Origin of the sequence: Thiomicrospira sp., from assembly GCF_036568485.1 — a bacterium.
Classification (GTDB): Bacteria; Pseudomonadota; Gammaproteobacteria; order Thiomicrospirales; family Thiomicrospiraceae; genus Thiomicrospira.
Genome location: NZ_DATCSL010000083.1, coordinates 1 through 15,753, shown reverse-complemented (window position 1 = coordinate 15,753; position 15,753 = coordinate 1). Strand labels below are relative to the sequence as shown.

The 15,753-nt window shown below is 44.5% G+C and carries 16 protein-coding genes and 4 tRNA genes; 9 read left to right on the top strand and 11 right to left on the bottom strand.

Annotated elements, in window-relative coordinates; translation table 11 throughout:
• Positions 1–8: 8 nt before the first annotated feature.
• Positions 9–434 (top strand): hypothetical protein, encoded by a 426-nt coding sequence (locus tag VIM91_RS08340; protein WP_331864361.1) that lies wholly within the window; start codon positions 9–11, stop codon positions 432–434.
• A gap of 48 nt (positions 435–482) precedes the next feature.
• On the opposite strand, the gene folD is transcribed toward VIM91_RS08340, so the two are convergent.
• Entirely contained in the window at positions 483–1,328 is an 846-nt protein-coding gene (gene folD, locus VIM91_RS08335; RefSeq protein WP_331864360.1) for a bifunctional methylenetetrahydrofolate dehydrogenase/methenyltetrahydrofolate cyclohydrolase FolD, read from the bottom strand.
• 176 nt (positions 1,329–1,504) lie between these two features.
• Between folD and VIM91_RS08330 the strand changes: the two genes are divergently transcribed.
• From VIM91_RS08330 to VIM91_RS08320, 3 genes are all read left to right on the top strand, one after another.
• Positions 1,505–1,582, top strand: a tRNA-Pro gene (locus VIM91_RS08330).
• A gap of 48 nt (positions 1,583–1,630) precedes the next feature.
• Positions 1,631–1,707: transfer RNA gene (locus tag VIM91_RS08325), tRNA-Arg, on the top strand.
• 28 nt (positions 1,708–1,735) lie between these two features.
• A tRNA-His gene (locus VIM91_RS08320) sits at positions 1,736–1,811 on the top strand.
• A gap of 323 nt (positions 1,812–2,134) precedes the next feature.
• On the opposite strand, the gene VIM91_RS08315 is transcribed toward VIM91_RS08320, so the two are convergent.
• The 5 genes from VIM91_RS08315 to VIM91_RS08295 form a co-directional block, all read right to left on the bottom strand.
• A tRNA-Pro gene (locus VIM91_RS08315) sits at positions 2,135–2,211 on the bottom strand.
• Between the two features lie 71 nt (positions 2,212–2,282).
• Positions 2,283–2,594, bottom strand: coding sequence for an EscU/YscU/HrcU family type III secretion system export apparatus switch protein (locus tag VIM91_RS08310; protein WP_331864359.1), 312 nt, complete (start codon positions 2,592–2,594; stop codon positions 2,283–2,285).
• 15 nt (positions 2,595–2,609) lie between these two features.
• Positions 2,610–2,885, bottom strand: a complete 276-nt coding sequence (locus VIM91_RS08305; RefSeq protein ID WP_331864358.1) for an STAS domain-containing protein — start codon at positions 2,883–2,885, stop codon at positions 2,610–2,612.
• A 34-nt stretch (positions 2,886–2,919) separates the two neighbouring features.
• The gene (locus VIM91_RS08300) at positions 2,920–3,279 is read right to left on the bottom strand and encodes a response regulator (protein WP_331864357.1); all 360 of its coding nucleotides are present in this window, start codon (positions 3,277–3,279) and stop codon (positions 2,920–2,922) included.
• A gap of 187 nt (positions 3,280–3,466) precedes the next feature.
• Positions 3,467–4,507 carry a hypothetical protein gene (locus tag VIM91_RS08295; RefSeq protein ID WP_331864356.1) on the bottom strand — a complete coding sequence of 347 codons (1,041 nt, stop codon included), beginning with the start codon at positions 4,505–4,507 and terminating at the stop codon, positions 3,467–3,469.
• Between the two features lie 97 nt (positions 4,508–4,604).
• On the opposite strand from VIM91_RS08295, the gene VIM91_RS08290 reads away from it, so the two are divergent.
• The 3 genes from VIM91_RS08290 to VIM91_RS08280 all read left to right on the top strand — a co-directional run bounded on the left by VIM91_RS08290 (position 4,605) and on the right by VIM91_RS08280 (position 7,884).
• Positions 4,605–5,432, top strand: a complete 828-nt coding sequence (locus VIM91_RS08290; RefSeq protein ID WP_331864355.1) for a protein-glutamate O-methyltransferase CheR — start codon at positions 4,605–4,607, stop codon at positions 5,430–5,432.
• Between the two features lie 34 nt (positions 5,433–5,466).
• On the top strand, positions 5,467–6,591 hold the full coding sequence (locus VIM91_RS08285) for a chemotaxis response regulator protein-glutamate methylesterase (protein WP_331864354.1): 1,125 nt from the start codon (positions 5,467–5,469) through the stop codon (positions 6,589–6,591).
• Between the two features lie 69 nt (positions 6,592–6,660).
• A complete protein-coding gene (locus VIM91_RS08280; RefSeq protein WP_331864353.1) occupies positions 6,661–7,884 on the top strand; it encodes a methyl-accepting chemotaxis protein in 1,224 nt (407 codons plus the stop codon).
• A gap of 98 nt (positions 7,885–7,982) precedes the next feature.
• On the opposite strand, the gene VIM91_RS08275 is transcribed toward VIM91_RS08280, so the two are convergent.
• Positions 7,983–8,276: a hypothetical protein gene (locus VIM91_RS08275; protein ID WP_331864352.1), complete on the bottom strand. Its 294-nt coding sequence runs from the start codon at positions 8,274–8,276 to the stop codon at positions 7,983–7,985.
• Between the two features lie 65 nt (positions 8,277–8,341).
• Between VIM91_RS08275 and VIM91_RS08270 the strand changes: the two genes are divergently transcribed.
• On the top strand, positions 8,342–8,653 hold the full coding sequence (locus VIM91_RS08270; protein ID WP_331864351.1) for an NGG1p interacting factor NIF3: 312 nt from the start codon (positions 8,342–8,344) through the stop codon (positions 8,651–8,653).
• On the opposite strand, the gene VIM91_RS08265 is transcribed toward VIM91_RS08270, so the two are convergent.
• From VIM91_RS08265 to VIM91_RS08255, 3 genes are read right to left on the bottom strand one after another with little or no spacing between them, the layout of a single operon-like run.
• Entirely contained in the window at positions 8,654–9,154 is a 501-nt protein-coding gene (locus VIM91_RS08265; RefSeq protein WP_331864350.1) for a copper chaperone PCu(A)C, read from the bottom strand.
• Positions 9,155–9,169: 15 nt separating this feature from the next.
• Positions 9,170–9,787, bottom strand: coding sequence for an SCO family protein (locus VIM91_RS08260; RefSeq protein ID WP_331864349.1), 618 nt, complete (start codon positions 9,785–9,787; stop codon positions 9,170–9,172).
• 60 nt (positions 9,788–9,847) lie between these two features.
• Entirely contained in the window at positions 9,848–11,881 is a 2,034-nt protein-coding gene (locus VIM91_RS08255; protein ID WP_331864348.1) for a TonB-dependent receptor domain-containing protein, read from the bottom strand.
• A 195-nt stretch (positions 11,882–12,076) separates the two neighbouring features.
• On the opposite strand from VIM91_RS08255, the gene ilvA reads away from it, so the two are divergent.
• Positions 12,077–13,600: a threonine ammonia-lyase, biosynthetic gene (gene ilvA / locus VIM91_RS08250; RefSeq protein ID WP_331864347.1), complete on the top strand. Its 1,524-nt coding sequence runs from the start codon at positions 12,077–12,079 to the stop codon at positions 13,598–13,600.
• 95 nt (positions 13,601–13,695) lie between these two features.
• Here ilvA and VIM91_RS08245 read toward each other — a convergent pair.
• Positions 13,696–15,753, bottom strand: a 2,058-nt coding sequence (locus tag VIM91_RS08245) for an ABC transporter permease (RefSeq protein ID WP_331864346.1), incomplete at its 5' end; no start/stop codon positions are given.

Sequence of the window (15,753 nt, the reverse complement as noted above, 5' to 3'; positions counted from 1 at the left end):
TCAATAAAATGTTAAAGAAATTAAATTGGATTATGTTCATTATGCTAGGTTTGTTGAGTTTATCGGTTCAAGCCGAGCGTTCGTTTAACTTAGCCACGCCTGTTGTGATACTCATGCCTTACGTTTTGCCTAATGCCGAATTGCTCGAAATTACACCGGAGCAAGCCCACAAAATACGACTCATTTCTTCAAAAGTTAATCCTGAGCGCGAAGATAATGAACTGTTTAGTAAAGAATTGCGCAAAGAGCTGTGGGAATTATTATCAAGCTCAAAACAACCTGAGCAAGCCGAGTTGGATGAGCTGATTCAATTGATTTCTAAAACTGAACAACGCCGTGTAGCGATGAGTGTGGAGTGTGCGACCCAGTTAAGAGCCATTTTGACAGCGTCGCAATGGCAGTTATTAGTCGGTTTGGCCGCAGATGTTCAATAAACTAAGCTGCGATGCAGCTCAGGGCCTAATGAGCAAATAAAAAAACGATTAAGATTGAGCGACCTGCAAGGTGTTTTGTAGCAGAGTAGCAATCGTCATTGGGCCAACCCCACCTGGAACTGGCGTTATCCAACTAGCGCGTTCTTGAGCTTCTTTAAATTCGACATCGCCACATAATCGCCCATCTTCCATGCGGTTAATTCCCACATCAATCACAATCGCGCCGGGTTTGATCCAGGCGCCTTTTACCATTTCTGGAATGCCTACACCCACCACGACCAAATCGGCTTCTGAGACGGCCTTGGCTAAATCTTTGGTTGCACTATGGCAAATTGTGACAGTCGCGCGCGCATTTAAAAGCTCCAACGCCATCGGCACGCCAACAATGTTGGATGCGCCCACTACCACTGCATTTAAACCTCGCAGCTCAATACCCGTCTTAGAAAGCATGGTCATAACGCCGTGAGGTGTGCAGGGCGCTAATTTCGTCATGCGTGTGGCCAACCGTCCAACATTGTAAGGATGGAAGCCATCAACGTCTTTTGCTGGCGTAATGCGCTCAATTACTGTTTCTGGGTTAATGTGATCGGGCAGGGGTAGTTGAACTAAAATACCATGCACATCGTTACGTTGGTTTAGTTCGTCAATCAAGGATAATAATTTTTCTTGGCTGGTGTCAGCCGGTAAATCATAAGCAAAGTCATTGAAACCGGCTTCTTTACAGGCGTTTTTCTTATTGCGCACATATACTTGAGAAGCCGGATTTTCGCCCACTAAGATAACCGCCAGGCCTGGTCGTTGTTTGCCTTGGTTAATTAGTTGATCTACTTCAGTTTTAATACTCGCGCGCAGTTCCGCCGCGATGGCTTTTCCGTCTAAAATTTTGGCAGACATAATGTTCCCTTAATATTAAGCAGGTTTAATTGTCGACAATAATAACCGATTTGGCGATGAAATATTATTGTAAAAATGTTTGATAACGCAGTTGACAGGCAGCGGGGCGCTCTATACAATACGCGCATCTTTTAACGCACTGACAGATCTGATCTAATGTGTTTTAACAGATGTCTCGGAGTGTAGCGCAGCCTGGCTAGCGCACCTGTTTTGGGTACAGGTGGTCGGGGGTTCGAATCCCTCCACTCCGACCAGATTTCACTTTCTGATGTCTTGTCAGAAAGTACCCGTGGTTCGAATGAGCGCCCATAGCTCAACTGGATAGAGCATCGCCCTTCTAAGGCGAGGGTTGCAGGTTCGAGTCCTGCTGGGCGTACCAATTCATATACGCCGTTTTACATATTATGGTGACCGTAGCTCAGTTGGTAGAGCCCAGGATTGTGATTCCTGTTGTCGCGGGTTCGATCCCCGTCGGTCACCCCATTTTATTCCCTTTCATCTATTTGTCTTTTTATCATTTCTATATTTTTCATTCGTTTTAGCTTTTAGTCATAAGTTTACCTAAGTCTGATTTTATCCTATTCATTGCCCTGTGTTATCCACGATGTATATGTAAAAGCCCCGTGTTTTCTAACTGTAAAAATTGTGTAGAGTTTGCCAGTTGAGCTTGTAATTAAGGTTAACTAGAGATGAGTGAATTGAGTGGATTTATTCTATGCTTGTTTTATAACAAAGTAAGGGTTCTAAAGGTAGGATGAATGATGAGTTTGTTTAGCTGGAGAATTATACATCGAATTTTTTAAAATTGGTCGGGACAGAAGGATTTGAACCTTCGACCCCCGCCACCCCATGACGGTGCTCTACCAGGCTGAGCCATGCCCCGAACAAGCTGTAGATTATAGCGGTTTTTAAAGTTGAAGCAAGCAAGTTGAGCCGCTTAATTGCGTTTATTTTTTACAGATCAGTAGAAGGCGTGGCTGAGGTGTTTGGCTTAGGGAGAGATTTGCCGCTTAGTTGGTAAGCAAAGACTAAAACTTGTGCTACTGCTTCATACAAAACAGGGGGCACTTGTTCATTCAGTTTAACCTGGCTGAGTAACTCAGTGAGTTCAGTATTTTGGGTAATGGGAATGTTGTGTTGTTTGGCGAGTTCAATGATTTGTTCGGCTAGATGGCCTGCACCTTTAGCGGTTACGCGAGGCGCGCTGTCCCCCGCGTATTCGAGGCTGACAGCCATGGTGTCTTTTAAACTGGGTTTATCCGACACTTTCCACCCTAAATATTATTGAAGCTGGAGCTGAGAAACTAAGCCAATATTAAGCGCATTGTCTTTGAGTGTGCTATTAACGTTTTGCCAGTTAAACGACACTTCACGAGATTTTAGATTTTCTACTAAAGCCAATAGCATCTGAAGTCCAGAGGTGTCAATGGAATCAATTTGGCCTGCATCAAATACTAAATTCTCATTTTCAGAAAGTATGCTTTGCTTAAGTTCGGCAAAGTGATCATTGATATGGTGAATCGTAAGATTTTCCGGAAGCGTAACTTGGCTGCTCATAATACAGACTCCTTAATGCTTAATTGCAATATCGTTATAGTACGCGACCAATTACAGATAGCAATTTTTCAGGGCTAAACGGCTTCACAATCCAACCTGTTGCGCCCGCATCTTTGCCTTTGGTTTTCATATCGCCTGAAGACTCAGTGGTTAGGCACAGTATAGGGGTGAATTTGTAATTTGGCATCGCTCTAAGCTCACCAATCAGTTCAATTCCGTTCATGTTGGGCATATTGATGTCAGTAACAACTAAATCGAACTGTTCGCGTTTAGCGATATCAAGTGCCATTGCACCGTCTTCGGCTTCGGTAACATCATGGCCAGCCGATTTAAGAGACATACTAACCATTTGACGCATTGATTTAGAATCGTCAACTGCTAAGATTTTTGACATTGTCTTTCTCTCTATTCTTTAAAGTTTGAAATTAGTTGTGAGTGATTTTACGCGTAATTATAGCGGCTGTAAAATGGATATGTTTAAAAGCCAGCTATCCCCATTCTTAACTTAGCCTATTTTATGGTTGTATTAACCAGCGTTCAGCGTTTAAAGACGCTGAATCAAGCTAACCCGCTAGCGATTATTAAACTTTTATATCGATCAAACCAACTTGTTGGCTATTAGGGCTAAAACTGGGTTTTGTAATGCTCAGCTCAAGCAGGTTTAATGCCAAGCTGGCTTGGTTGAACATTTCTCGTAAAGTGGGAAGCGCATTTTGTATTTGCAGGGCGAGAGATTCATGCTCGGTATGAAAAAAACAGTCGAGTTGATCCTCATTTTTCAGACTGAGTTTGCATGTTAGGTCGTTATCCTCCTGTAAGGATATTTGCATAATGATCTCCCATTGAGTCTTGTTTTTATGTTTTTTGTTTCTAATTTCTAGCGTAATAGCACCAACTTGGTGAGCAAGTTGCAGGGGGAGGTTGCTTAATATGGAGGCATTGTCGAGAAAGTGCAGTTGATTAAGGGTGATTTTATTAATACTTTGGTTAACGAGTGTGAGCGCTTGTGTAATATTGGGGTTGTTAGCCTGCTGTGTGAGCGGTTGCAAACTTTGCTGGAGTTTAACCAGTTGACCTTTAAGGTCAAGTTGAATGGCTTGGAATGAGGTGTTTTTTGAGCTGAGTTTGTTTTCAAGCAAGATTCCACTATTTGTTAGCGCTTGTTGAATGCTTTTAGCACTTAAATGCGTGTTAGGTTTTAATAACTGATCTAAGATGGCACTTATTTGGCCTTGAATGACCGGGGGGAGCTGTTGAAGAAGTTGAGGTTGCGACAAAAAGTTTAAAGTCTGCTGAATTGGGCTTTGTTGAGGCAAAAGCTGTCGTAAGTAGGCCTTATTAATTTCGGTGGCCGTCGTGTTTGGTTGAATTTGCAGGCGTATTTGACCCTGGTGGTCTTGTATATTGACACGTAACTGTTCATTCGGTTTTAAATTCAGTTGGGTTTGCGCTTGTAGGGTTTGTCCACCAAGATTTAAGCTAACCTGGTCAGGCGTAACTTTAACCACTTGCACATTTACCGTTTGACCGATTAAAGGCTTTAAAAAGTTTAAGGCGTTGGGCGTAGATGCGTTGAGCTTTAAACTAGCGCTGGGGGGTAAATTGCCTTGAATTTTGGACATAGTCTAAGCCGGGTTTGGTTTAAAATATAAAGATGAATTCAGCGTGGTTGGTTTTTCGCTGAACCTTATAGACTCTTTACGAAGGAATTACTCGGCTATGAGCGTAAATGAATTTGACTTTAGTGACAAGGATTTTAAACGCGTTAAGTCTATGGTTTACGACTTTGCGGGGATTGACCTGAATGAGTCTAAAAAGAATTTGGTATACAACCGTTTAGCAAAACGAATCCGTTTTTTACAAATGAATCGTTTTGGCGAATACCTGGATTACGTTGAGGAAGTGGGTGAAGAAGAGTTTGTTAACTTGATTAATGCGATCACCACCAACTTAACCTTCTTTTTCCGAGAAAATCATCATTTTGAATATTTGGCGAATCAAGTCATTCCGCATTTATTGGCAAAAAACAAAACCACAAAAAAAATACGTATTTGGTCGGCAGGGTGTTCCACGGGGGAAGAACCTTATTCATTAGCTATCGTATTGAAAGAAGCCGTGCCCGCAGGGTGGGATGCGCGTGTTTTGGCGACAGACTTAGATACGACGGTTGTTGAAACGGCTCAACGCGGGGTTTATAACATTGAGCGCTTAAAAGGTGTTTCGGAAGCGAGAAAAAAGCGCTGGTTTTTAAAAGGGTCAGGCGAGCGTGAAGGATTTGTAAAGGTCAAGCCAGAGTTGCAGCAAATTATCGATTTTGGTCAAATAAATTTAATGAATGAATGGCCTATTCGTGACAAAATTGATGTGATTTTTTGCCGAAATGTGGTGATTTATTTTGATAAGCCGACTCAGAGTAAACTCTTTAACCGTTATGCGGACTTGTTGCAAGAAGACGGTCATTTGTTCATTGGGCATTCCGAATCCTTATATAAGGTGTGTGACCGCTTTGAATTGCTTGGCCAAACGGTTTACCGAAAGTTACGTTGAATTTGATGAAATCAAATGTAGCTAAAGGAACATTATGGAAAAAGTAAAAGTACTCGTTGTCGATGACTCGGCCTTGGTTCGCCAGATGCTACAAGCTATGCTTGAGAGTGATTCGGCTATAGAGGTGGTGGGGGCCGCATCCGATCCCTATGTCGCTAGAGATATGATAAAAGAGCTTCATCCGGATGTCCTAACACTCGATGTTGAAATGCCGCGTATGGATGGCGTTAGCTTTCTACGAAATTTAATGCGTTTGCACCCAATGCCAGTCGTCATGGTGTCCTCATTGACAGAAAAAGGTGCGGATGTAACGCTACAGGCGATGGAGTTGGGCGCGATTGATTTTGTCACCAAGCCGAAAATCGATTTGGCACATACCTTTGAACAATATGGTCGGGAAATTTGTCAAAAAGTGAAGGCGGCTGCACGCGTATCTCGTTCCAGTTTGGAGCGTCAATATGCTCGATATGTCGCGAACCAACAATCGCACCCTAAAGTTGAGGTGATTCCAACGTCGCGTCCGAGTGAAAAATACAGTGCTGATGCCATTATTAAACCGCTGGCTTCGCCACCGCGTCATTTTAAAACTACAGAAAAAATTATTGCGATAGGGGCCTCAACTGGCGGTACGGAAGCGATTAAAGAAGTTTTAATGCGTATGCCAGCTTCGTGTCCTGGCATTGTCATCTCGCAGCATATTCCGGCCGCCTTTAGTGGCCCATTTGCAACTCGTATGAACTCGGTTTCACAAATGACGGTTATGGAAGCCAAAGATCGCCAGCAAATATTGCCGGGCCATGTGTATGTCGCGCCAGGGGGTAAGCATTTGTTGGTCGAGCGTGATGGGGCGCGTTATATCTGTCGTTTGAATGATGGATCGCCAGTTAACCGACATAAACCATCGGTCGATGTTATGTTCCGCTCTGTCGCACAAAATGTTGGCATCAACGCGGTTGGTGTTTTATTAACCGGTATGGGCGCTGATGGCGCGCTCGGACTGCAGGAAATTCAACAGGCCGGTTCACCCACTATCGCCCAAGACCAAAAAACCAGCGTTGTCTGGGGAATGCCAGGTGAAGCGGTTAAACTGGGAGCCGCGGATCAAATCTTACCTTTGGATCAAATAGCTAAGGGTATTTTGGCCTTCGTGACAAAATAAATGGCACAAAGTGTGCTTATTACCTATACAATTCAATACCAAATGCAATAAGCGAAAGGAATTCATCGCATGTTTCAAATTATCAAACTTTATTGGCCAGCTTGGTTAGTCACGTTAGTAGGCATTAGTTTAATGTGGCTGGATATTCCTTATATGCCGATGATTGTTGCGCTGATTATTTCGCTCGTTTGGACGCGGTTAATTTTGAGCAATACACGCCGTGCTTCAAGTTCAGGCGTGGCACAGATTCAATCACGCCATCAGGCAGCTGAGCCCATGGTGAGTGTGCGTGAGTCAGGAGGCTCTTTGCAGTTAATCATGAGCGATGTGGATGCGGTAATTGATGAAGAAGTTGACGTGGTGCGGACAGAATTGCTACAGGTCAAAGATTTGGTGGCCGAAGCGATTGATACGTTGAATACAAGCTTTACCGGATTACATTCTCAGACCAATGAACAGTATCAGCTGGTCTTATCATTATTAGCCAATTTAGGTGGCACCGGCGAAGGGATGAGTATTGAAAAATTCTCCGATGAAACCAAGCAAGTGTTACAACAGCTGATTGATATGATTACCAATGGTAGTAAGCGCAGTAATCAGACCATGACTAAGATTGATGACATGGTGGCACAGATTGAAGCCATTTTTACTTTGCTTGAAGATGTCAAAGGCATTGCCGACCAAACAAACTTGTTAGCACTTAATGCGGCTATTGAGGCCGCCCGAGCAGGCGAGGCGGGACGTGGTTTTGCGGTAGTCGCCGATGAAGTGCGTAAGTTGTCACTTAACTCTAACCAGCTAAACGAACAAATTCGTCTGAAGGCTCAGAAAGCCCGACACACGGTTGATCAAGTGCGTGGGATTGTCAGTGAAATGGCGAGTAAAGACATGGAGCAAGCCTCGACTTCTCAAGCGCGTGTGAATGAGATGTTGGGTGATCTTGAGTCGATGAACAAAACTATTTCGACCAAGTTAAGCGATGTGTCAGGCATTATCAGCGGCATTGAACACAGTGTTTCAAACGCGGTGCGTTCGTTGCAGTTTGAAGACATAGTTCGCCAGTTAGTTGAGCAGGTTATGAACCACCTAGAGAACCTAAGCAGTTTCTCGCGCCAAATTAACCAGTATTTAGAAGAAAGCAAAGAAAACCCAGCTTCATCCGCACATGAATACAAAGAGCGTTTAGAAGAGTTTAGACAGACCATGCATGCCGAGCGTCAAGAGATTGAAGGTAAACGTATGCGTCGTGTAAGCACGGGTACCATGGACGAAGGTGAGATTGAAATGTTCTAATCACCAGGCCTGGTGGTTGAATAAACATAGTTTTCACTATATAGTCCGCAAGGGGGCTTTTTTATGGGCGAATATAAAGCCGAATAATTTAAACTAAGTTAAACCATACCACCCATTTGGTGGTTCCATAAACTGCCAAAAATTAAGCTAAATAAAATACCCGTGCCGAAGGTGATATACCATAAACGGCGCATTTTTTTCTCCGCCAGAGCTTCGGCCGAATCGGCTTCAAACTCGGGCCGGTCTTTGAAAAAGACCAGCATTAAGCCGACCGCACCAATAAAACCAGCAATGTTTGCGTAATAAACCACGTCCGTAACATATGAAGCGATTCCGAGTAATAAAATGACAAAATAGGTCAAGAGTAGTTTTTTCATAGCCGTTAATTTCATAGAGCACCTTTAAATTAATATCGAGCTTATTTTAGTGAAGTTTCAACACCAAAAGGCAGGTTTTTATGTTTAAGTTAGTCTTTTTTGTACCCGAGTCGGCCCTAGAGCAAGTTAAGTCGGCGATTTTTGAAGCTGGGGCAGGGCGTCAAGGTGATTACGATCAATGTGCTTGGCAAACCAAAGGTGAGGGCCAGTTTCGGCCTTTAAAAGGCAGTCAGCCTTATATTGGCGACTTAAATCGATTAGAAAAGGTGATGGAGTATCGCGTCGAAACACTGGTGGATGCTGAGGTTATTGATGGCGTGATTCAAGCACTTAAGCAGGCTCATCCTTACGAAGAGCCCGCTTATGAAGTGATCCGATTAGAGACCTTTTAATTATGGGTTTTGCATGTTTTTCATACCGTGACCCATGCCACGATGTTGTCCCATTCCCATAATTTTACGTACGGGCGCAATAATCTCTTTGTTCGATCCATCTTGTAAAGTCAGCACAATGCGAACTTCGTCGCCTTCTTTCAAAGCGCGTGTTGGGTTAATTAACATAATATGCAACCCGCCCGGTTTCAATTCGGCTTGTCCCATTGCGGGCACTAAAATTTCAGCAATCTCACGCATCCGCATCACGCCATTGTCATGGGTATGCGTGTGTAATTCGACTTTTTTAGCCGCGTCCGATTGGGCACTCACAATCGCAATATCTTGGTCTGAGCTATTCAGCAAAGTCATAAATGCGCCTGTTGCGGGTGCTGTTGGTGGCATTTCACGCACAAACGGGTTTTCGATATCCAACTCTGCGGCTTGCTCAGCCATAGCATTCAATCCGATTAAGCTGCTGAGTAGGCCAACGGCCAATAAATGAGCAGGGCGTTTAAACATAAATAACATTCTCCATTAAAGTGAATAGCGGTTAAGTGCATCAATAAACTGTTGTGGTTCACTGGCGTGAGGTAATTGTTCTTTAAGTTCGCCATTAGGTGCAATGACATAAGTAAAAGCGGAATGATCAACCGCGTAATTTTCGACATCGCCTTCAACCTTCTGGTAGACCACACCATAACGCTGCGCAATCTCCGCAATTTGTTGTGCGGAGCCAGTTAAACCAATCATGTCCGCGTCAAAATAGTCGACATACTCTTGCAAACGTTGCGGAGTATCGCGCTCAGGATCGACCGACACAAACAAAATTTGCAGGTTTTGTTTTTGTTCAGGTGAAAGTTGACGATAGGCCATGGAAAGTTGCGCCAAATTAGTTGGGCAAATGTCAGGGCAAAAGGTATATCCAAAGTAGACAAAGACGACTCGACCTTTAAAGTCAGATAAAGCCACCTCACCGTTCGGAGCGGTTAATTTAAAATCTCCTCCGCTGGGCGGCGCCATCGGCACTTGATTCACACTTGAGTGTGAATTATCAGGTTTAAGCGTATAAATTAACGCATAACTGCCGGCCAAAAATACGCCAAAGGCTAACAGCAAAATTAAAAAAGCCCGATTCAGTTTCGATTGGTTCATGTTGTTCTCCAGTAATGCATGGTCTAAAGCGCGCAAATCAAATAACCTAGGTTTATTTTACTAGAACCGAGCTTGAACGCGTGCCCAAATATTGCGACCGGGTTCCATGACTTTGTAAAGGTTGCCAGAAAAGCTGTCCGTGCGATTTACATGGGTAACATAGGCATGATCAAACAGATTGTCGGCACCAGCTTGAAGTTGAATGGTTTTACTCATTTGATAACCCGCAAAAATATCGACTGTACTCCAAGCGGCGGTCTCTAAATTATCATATTGATCATCAATTTGGGTTTGTTCGGTGGCGAAATTAAAGCGAGAGCCAGCATACCAAGTTTCACGTTCATAGCGGGTATGGATTTGACCATTTAAAGGCGCCATATTGCTGAGGTTACGGTCATCGGTTGTGTTTCTGCCTTGGGTTAATGCGAGGTTTCCGCCTAACAACCAGGCCTGGTTAAGTTGATAGTTCCAGTCAAACTCGGCGCCATAAATGACGGCATCGACATTGACGTAACCTTGGCCTACATCCATGCTGCCAACGCTATTGGTGATCTCGTCTTGGTTAACGGCCTTGTCACGCAGAATATAGTCAGAGATTTGATCGTAAAATACATTCGCCTGCCAGTTAAAGGCCGTGGTTTGCTGAGTTAACCCTAAATCAAATTGCAAATGCTTTTCAGGACTGAGGTCTGGATTGCCAACCCAATCCAAGGTTTTATTCATAAAGCGTTCGGTTTCATCGGCCGTACGCGTGGTTAAGCTCAAACCACCAAACCAGGCTAGTAACGAGCTTAAGGTCTGCTCGTATCGAATTAAGCCGTTCCAGTTGGACTCGCTCATTTTTTCACCTGCATAATTCGAACCATAGACTTGATTGTATCTTACGGCTGGCGAAGGGCCGAGGTCTGTTGCTTGATTCGCATCTTTGGCCTGCGCCGTTACTTGATCAATACGTACACCATAGATTAGATTTTGCGTATTGGATAGGGCGCTATCCGCTTCAACAAACGCACTGTTTTGTTGAATGATGGTATTAGGCCACATATACGACACCGATTTGTCAGGCGTGGGGGCACGGTTATACAGGGTAGCTTGCTTTTGCATGGTTTGTAACATCAAACCATAATCCAAACGAGTTTGCTTCAGATTAGATGTGAGGTTAATTTTGGCACCAAACGTGGTCACTTCGGTTGGCGTTTCCATTTTTTTAGTCGGATCTGTTGGTTCGCGTAAACTAAAGTTGTCCATAACATGATCAACTTGAGATTGATAGGCTGACAGCTTGATCTCATTCACCAGGCCTGGTCGATTTTTACCTTCATAACTTAAGCGTGTCATGCTACCGTCAGACTTGAGCGCATCCATTCCAGCACCTTGATAAAGTGCATCTTGTGTATTTGATGTTTCGTGCGACAGCTTGACATGGTGATCTTGCGATGGGGTCCAGCCTAAATCTATATGGCCTTGCTGGGTTTGGTAGCTTGAACGAACTTCATCGCCATTGCCATCTTTGTAATTGTCGGCTGATTTGTTTGAACCCTGTAACACCAGATACATTTGCTCATTTCCGAGCGCGACTTCGGCGCCTATATCTCTACTTAAACCATTGGAATTGGTGGCGGCATGAATTTGTCCGTTATAAAACTGACCGTCGTCAAATGCGGGTTTTTCACGCTCTAGAAGCACGGTGCCTGCGGTTCCGCCCACGCCGTATTGAAGTGATTGAACACCTTTTAAAACTGTTATTTTGTCAAAGCTAGATAATTCGGTGTAGTGCGTAGGTGGATCCATGCGATTAGGGCAACCGCCTTCAATTTTGCCACCATCAATTAGAATGTTAACTGCGGATTGACCTTGCCCGCGCACCAGAATATCCAGCCCGATTCCGCCTAAACGCTGGGCTTCCACACCCGAAAATTGACGAAGCACCGCACCGCCCTCGGTATTGCCAGAGTTTTCTATCACCTTATTTAAATCTTGGCTGTTGGCAAGGTTAGGCTCACTGATCACTTGAATCGGCAACAATTGATTTTCAGCCAAAGCCGAGTGAGATAAAGCACCTAAAATCGCGAGAGTGAGGATACGTGGCGTCATATTTTTTCCTAATAAAGAATACAAATTAACAAATGTGACTATTCTAGAGAGCGGACTCTTACAGAGTATTGAGAAACTATTGAGATGTTGACAGGGTTTATAACTGCTTGAATTAAGCACCAGGCCTGGTTGCGAATTTTCTCGTATAGGTTTGCGCCTTGGTATAATGCCTGCAATATCAAAAAGGGGAACCCCATGCCCGAACAAGTTTTAAAACGTGTCTTAACTGTTCCGGTTTACGATGTAGCCGATGAAACACCACTCGAATTGGCTCCGCTGTTATCACAGCGCATGCAAAATAAGGTTTGGCTAAAACGCGAAGATTTGCAGCCGGTTTTTTCATTTAAGTTGCGTGGCGCTTATGCCTGTATGGTTAAACTCACGGATGAGCAGAAAAAAGCCGGTGTGATTGCGGCTTCAGCTGGTAATCACGCACAGGGCGTGGCTTTGGCGGCCAGTAAAATGGGGATTAAAGCCACGATTGTCATGCCCAGAACCACGCCGCCCATCAAGGTAAATGCGGTTAAACGTTTAGGCGCCGAAGTTGTATTACACGGCGATGCGTTTGATGAAGCTTCGGTGCATGCCAATCAGCTCATGCGTGAACATCAATACACGTTTATTCATCCTTATGACGATTACGATGTGATTGCTGGTCAAGGGACGGTCGCATTAGAAATGTTGCGCCAACATCCTAAGCCTCTGGATGTTGTGTTTGTGTGTGTTGGTGGAGGCGGCTTAATTGCGGGTATTGCAGCAGTATTAAAACAGGTCTGGCCTCATACCCGAGTGGTCGGGGTCGAACCCGAAGATTCGGCTTGTATGACCGAAGCCCTAAAAGCGAACGAACGTGTGGTGTTAAAACAAGTTGGCTTATTCGCCGATGGCGTGGCAGTGGCGCAAGTGGGTGAGATTCCATTTCGTATTGCACAAACTTGTGTGGATGAAATGATTACGGTCAGTACCGATGAAATCTGTGCGGCGATTAAAGACGTGTTTGAAGACACGCGCGCAATTGCGGAACCCGCCGGTGCTTTAGCGGTGGCGGGCTTGAAAAAGTTTGTCGCCCAACGCGAAGTCGCCGGTTTGGAAATGGCCGCGATTGTGAGTGGGGCGAATATGAACTTTGATCGTTTGCATCATATTGCCGAGCGTACCGAGTTTGGTGAAAAACGCGAGGCTATTTTTGCGGTAAAAATCAAAGAACAGCCCGGTAGTTTCAAACAGTTCTGTGAGGATTTAGGCGCACGCCGAGCTATTACGGAGTTTAACTATCGTTTTGCCGACCCTAAACAAGCGATTGTGTTTGTTGGGGTGCGGACCGAAGGCGGGCGCGCTGAGCAGCAACAACTGATTGATAGTTTGCGTGAAAAAGGCTATCAAGTTGATGATATGTCGGAAAATGAAATGGCCAAGCTTCACCTGCGTCACATGATTGGTGGTCGCGCTGAAGGCTTGCAAAACGAAATTTTGTATCGATTTGAGTTTCCAGAACGCCCAGGTGCTTTGTTAAACTTTTTAAGTCGCATGAGTGAAGAGTGGAATATCAGTTTATTCCATTATCGCAACCACAGTGATGCCTATGGGCGTGTGTTGGTTGGTGTACAAGTGCCGCCTGCTCAGAAAGATGCGTTTGAAACCTATTTAAATGAGTTGAAATATCCTTACGTGTGCGAGCAGGATAACCCTGGTTATCACTTGTTTTTAAGCACGCATTAAAGCTAAAGCGACTTTAAAAAGCCATCATTCTACTAAACAGCGAGTACCAGGCCTGGTACTCGCTGTTTTTTTATGTGGGTCAAATAATCGCTCAATTAGCTGTCGGCCTGCAGTTGCTGCAACAATTGTTTTGGGGTTTGTTTCAGTGAGCGTCGCTGGGTTAACCAACCAATCATCAAAAGTAACAAACTACTCATGCTAATCGACAAAGCCCATAAAACTGGGTTGAGTTGCGGGGTCATATCCAACCAGAAAAACGCAATTAAGCCGCTGGTTATTTGCCCAAGAAAAGCAGCAAACACACCCGCCAATAAGCCGATCAACACAAACTCGGTTAAACCAATTTTAACAATGTCGGTTTGGCGAGCACCTAATGTGCGCAACAATAACCAGCTACGTAAGCGTCCTAATTGTGAAGCTTGAGTGGCGGTAAAAATCACAATCAAACTCGATATTAAGGTAAAGACATACAGCAAGCTGACCGCCATTGAGGCTTGTTGCATAATTTGCTGAACTTGACCAATCATGTCACGTGCATCAATCCACAATACCCCTGGAACCTGATCATTGATGGCTTTGCGCAAACCCGCGGTATCGGTTTTTGATAGCTCAGACTTAAAATTGGTAATGTAGCTGATCGGCAGGTTTTGATTGGCTACCGGCTCCAAAATGAAAAAGAAATTTAGCCGAAAGCTTTGCCATTCAACTTCACGTAAACTCACCAGTTGATAAGTAAGGCGTTGCCCAATTAAATCAAACGTTAAACGATCGCCGAGTTTTAAATTCAGTAACTCGGCGATTTCAGCTTCCACCGACACGCCCGGCAAATCAAGCCTTTGATCAGCACTTAACTCTTGTGTAATAAGGTTGTAGCTGGGCGGGTTTTCTAATAACGCAATATTGGCTTCGCGCTCTAATAGACGTTGCGCACGACCTTCGTTTTGGTCTTGTATACGTAAAGCTTGCTCATTTAACTCAACCAAGCGACCACGTACCATCGGCACTAAATCAGCTTTAAGTTGATGGGTTTGTAACAGTTGCTTTACCGGTTCAGACTGATCCGGTTGAATATTCATCATAAAGGTATTGGGCGTATTTTCCGGTAAAGAAGCCTGCCAGTTTTGCACCAAATCCTGGCGTACAAAGGTCATTAACACCAAAATAAAGACCACCAAGCCTAACGAAATTAATTGCAGCGTCACCAGGCCTGGTTCTCGTGCTAAAGCCGCTAAAGACAAACGCAACCAGCCTGAACTAAGCGGTTGTAGTTTAGCGATTAAACGAAGCAAAGCTTGTGCGACGCCATATAATACAGCCGCGCTGATTAACAACACCGGAATCGCCCATAAAACCACTTGTGTACTGAGTAACAGCCACATTAAGCCGACTAACAACAATAAGCTGACTAATAACATGGCGCTGGTGCTGTAACGCGTTTCACCCATTCGCAGAACTTGTAAGGGCGAAACGCGTGTGGCTTGTCGAAAAGCGGGCCAAGCAAAAGTCCAGAGTGCGAGCGTACCGCTTAATAAACCTAGACCAATTGCGCGGCTATAGCCAGTGATGACTAATGGATCAAAGTAGTTGGCTAATATGGGGCGCAGAAGTTGAAATAAACCCTGGCCAATTAGCACACCGATCACGCTACCGATCAGCGCAAGCCACATGAGCTGAATGGCAAATAAGTTGGTTAATTGACGATTAGATGCACCGCTGGCGCGCATCAGTGCCATCGAAGCTGTCCAACGTTGCAGATAAAATCGACTGGCGATTAAAATAGCGAGTCCGGCAATTAAAACGGTAGCCAACGCGGATAAGTCTAAAAATAGCCAGGCGGTATCCAAGGATTTTTCTAAATCTGGTGTCGGTGCCCGAGCATTAATAATTTGCCAGTGAGCGGGTGCTTCACTTTCTAAAAGCATTTGCCAGCGTGCAAGGGTGGCACTGTCGCCACTGAAGCCCAATTCGTAGTTGACTCGGCTACCCGGACCAATTAAACCAAGGTCATCCAGTTGGCTGAGCGGCAAAATCATTTGAGGGGCAAACTGCGAAAAAGTAGCCTGAAACACATCCTGTCCAGCTAGCCAATCGCGCACTTCAAACTCTTTGCGGCCTAAAGTAATGGAGTCGCCGAGATTTAAATCAATTAAACC